Below are 1,143 nucleotides of genomic sequence, written 5' to 3'. Positions count from 1 at the left end.
TGTGCCTGATCATTGAGAAGCTTCTGCCGTTCAATCTCATAGCGTTGCTTCATCAGTTCTGCGTCTGTTTTTGCTCTCTCTTGATGCACAAAAAGATCAATCTGCTTTTGTTGCAAATCCATCTGATGCATCTGTGCTTTCGTCTCTAAGTCTTGTTGCTTTTCCTGCAACTTCATTTCCTGCTCGGGATCCATCTGCTGTTGTTGTGCCATTTGTTGCTGTTGGAACTTCTCACTGACACGATTGAGTAATGACGCAGGCAAGGGTGAGTAACGAAGTAGATCAAGCATAATATCCGGCGTAATGGCATTTTGAAGCAATGGGAGCAGCTGTGTGATGATACCGAAGGTGCGCTCTTTCTCATTCGGGCTGGTTGGCGCATCATCAACTACAATATCATACTCGACACTCGTTACTTCTTCACGCGTCAATGGAATATATTGCGCATTCTCTTCACCAGATATCCGTACCAAACGACCATCGGACAAGTAATTCTGTATCAAGTGCAAAATAATCTTACCTTGCCGCTTGCGGTACAAACGTAAACCATCAAACAGACAAGCAAGCAGATTTAAACTGGATTGGCGTCGTTGTGCCTCCAAAATACCCGCTTGTGTCACTTCCCTTGTACCAATGAATTCGGGTGATAAACCCGTCACCTGATTAATTGCTTCCTTAGCTTCATTAAACAGCTGGAAAAAGCCCTCTGGAAACTGTGCTACAGGCTTTGGTTGTATCTTGCCTTCTGCAAGAGCGCCATCTTCAGCAACTAGCAACGCATCAGCCCGCGCCCAATCTTGCATAGCCTGCCTGATGTCCTTAAACGCCCCTTCCTCGACAATAAGCCCCCCTTTGGATTGGCTATTAAGGATATACATCACTTGACTAAAATATTTATTCGCCCATCGTTGTGGATCTTTTGTCGGACGGACAACCCCATAAAATTGCCGTTCTATCTTATCAAAATACCCTGTTATACACTCCCAACCCAATTGACCCGCTGGAACCAAAGGTTGATCAGGGGATTCAAGCAATTTTCTCCCTAAAAAAGCACGTTTTACGACCTTTTTATTGAAAGCTGCCCCTTGGATATCGGGCATCATGCACTGGAGCTGCTTAAATTCTTCCTCGCTATAATCACGA

Annotated in this window: 1 pseudogene; it reads right to left on the bottom strand. The window is 44.9% G+C overall.

Annotated elements, in window-relative coordinates:
* Positions 1–1,143: pseudogene (locus tag ACFIJW_RS02610) on the bottom strand (phage portal protein); the annotation flags it as partial.

The organism is Bartonella sp. MM97QHHN, from assembly GCF_042194285.1.
In the GTDB taxonomy this organism is placed as follows: Bacteria; Pseudomonadota; Alphaproteobacteria; order Rhizobiales; family Rhizobiaceae; genus Bartonella.
Note: the sequence above shows the minus strand (reverse complement) of the source record. Positions and strands in the feature narration are given on the sequence as shown.